The sequence below is a fragment of the Shewanella sp. CG12_big_fil_rev_8_21_14_0_65_47_15 genome, from assembly GCF_002783505.1.
Classification (GTDB): domain Bacteria; phylum Pseudomonadota; class Gammaproteobacteria; order Enterobacterales; family Shewanellaceae; genus Shewanella.
The window spans coordinates 1,515-3,857 of sequence record NZ_PFGL01000039.1 but is presented as its reverse complement, the minus strand read 5'-3'; the positions used below and the strand labels follow the sequence as shown (position 1 = coordinate 3,857).

At 47.9% G+C, this 2,343-nt stretch carries 1 protein-coding gene; it reads left to right on the top strand.

Annotated elements, in window-relative coordinates:
- Positions 1-138: 138 nt before the first annotated feature.
- A partial coding sequence (locus COW15_RS09935) for a putative transposase (protein ID WP_293632424.1) occupies positions 139-2,343 on the top strand: 2,205 nt, incomplete at its 3' end.

The following is a 2,343-nucleotide window of genomic DNA, read 5'->3' as shown; positions in this document are numbered from 1 at the left end:
TTGAAATAATAAAACAGTCATTTCTCAAGTAAAGGTGTGCATCACCGACTTTCAAATTTTTAAATGGTTGATATCATTGATAAATAAGTTTTGATTTTTCGCTTGCAAAACAAAACGTTTTTTGCGACCATCTAACCCATGGAAATCAGCACCAAAAGCGAAAGATTCGGAGATTTTTTCACCCTCTGCTCTCCCGACGAGAGAGGTCGGAAGATCAAATATGTCTTTATGGACCGCAGACCCGTAATCCATTTCGATATCGATAGCCCTGCCGAACGGAAAATTGCCTTAGTCCAGCTTGTGGAGCGGGGTATCTGCAATATCAAGACCGCCGGCGAATTGTGCGGCTTCCATCGTAACACCGCCGGCAAGATTCTCCAAACCAAAAGTATTCTTGGCATAGAAGCTGTGCTGTCAGATGATCGCGGGTTGAAAAAGCCATACAAATACGTTGATGATGTTCGTTCCCATATCCAGAACCTTCTTTCGGAGCATCCTGAATGGAAAGATCAGGACATTGCGGATCAGGCCTGCCAGGATCTCGACATCAAGATTTCCCGCAGCGCTGTTGCCAGGATTCGCACCGGGGAGGAAGAACAGCCCTCGTTGCTAACCAAAGGCGAGCTTTTCGATATGGCCAAAGAAGCAGATGCCTTTGAAAAAGAACATATGGAACAGCGCCAACTCTGGCTTAATTTCGATACTGAGCCTGAACTGAAACAAGTGGCTGAGGAATGCAGCAACGAGCCCCCGCCCCGGGCCAAAAATGAGACCCAACAATCTTTCATCGATCAACTGCAGCAAGGGATGAAATGCACCTTTGCCGGTGGGTTAATGCATCATCTTTTCCTCCAGGAGATCGGTTTTGAAGAAATTCTATCTCCCTTCCCATTGTATTCCGGCGCCACCTATCAAAGCGTGGATGTGATGGCTACCATTTTTCACAGTATTACCCATGGTTTGCCATCCATAGAAACCCTTAAGCTGGTCAACGCCAATGAGTTCGGACTTCTGATAGGCCGTAGCCGCATGCCGGACAAAAAGACTTTGAGAGAGCGTCTTGGCCAGATGGCCGATCAGCATCTCAGCGGGGATCTCATTGATGCTTTTGCACGCCGCCTTCTGGATCAGGAGCGGATTGATCGTGAAGTCTTTTTCATTGACGGCCATTTTCTGCCCTATTATGGCCTCAGCGTGATTGCGAAAGGCTATTTTACCGTGCGTCGGTTGGCCATGAAAGGGAATGAGCTGTACGCCATAACAGACCTGCAGGGGAGACCGCTCTTTTTTATCACTGAGTCAAATGAGATTGACTTCAGACCGATTATCGCCCGCAGCGCAGAGATGCTGGTCGATTTTGGCATTGATCGTCCGATTCTTGTATTTGACCGTGGCGGATACGGCATTCATTTTTTCAAAGAGCTGGATCAAACCGCCGACTTCGTCACATGGGCCAAATATCTCAGTGAAAAGTCATTAAACAGCATCCCCGACCAATCGTTTTCCATGGGTGTATTTTGCGGGGATAATCGTTTTGTGGTGGCCGAAGAAAAACGCACCGTCGCCGAGTCCATACAAACGGCGTCGAACGACGGCCGCAAGACCCCCAGTTCGCTCGATGTAAGATTGGTTGTCCTCAAGGACGTCGATACTGGCAGGCGCCTCGGCGTTTTCACAAACAACACCACCAAACCTGCCCATGATATCGCCTTCTACATGCTCCAACGGTGGGGAAAGTCTGAGAACGTTTACAAAGACCTTATGGCTACTTTCAACCTCAACTATCACCCCGGCTATGACATCAAGGAACTGGAACAACAGCCTCTCGTTGATAATCCGGAAATCGCACTGATCCAGAAAGCCATCAAAGTTCTCAAGAAGGAAGCTCAGGCCATTCAAGACGAAATCCTCCTCACGGAAGCAAAACTTGTAAAGCGCAACGACAAAAGGAACGTGGAAAAGGTTTCGGCCCTCCAAACAGCATTAGCAGACAAGCAAAACGATATCGTTCTGTTTCAACAAAAACTCTCAACCATTCCTGATAAGGTCTCAATCATGGAGATTCTCAAAGGGAGACCCATGACCCGTTGCGATCTCGAGAAAAAGAAACTCTATGATCTGATGCAGTTCATGGCATACCATTCCAGGGAAAGGCTCATCGAGCTTTTCCAGGACTGCTACGCCGATCACCGGGATATCAATAAAGTTCTCCAGATGATAACCCGACGGCCAGGTCTTCTGAAGCTGGCCGGAAAAACCCTGATGGTCATGTTAGAATGGATAGAAAACAGGAAATACCGACAGGCAGCCAAACAACTCTGCCGGAAGCTCAACCAACTGAAC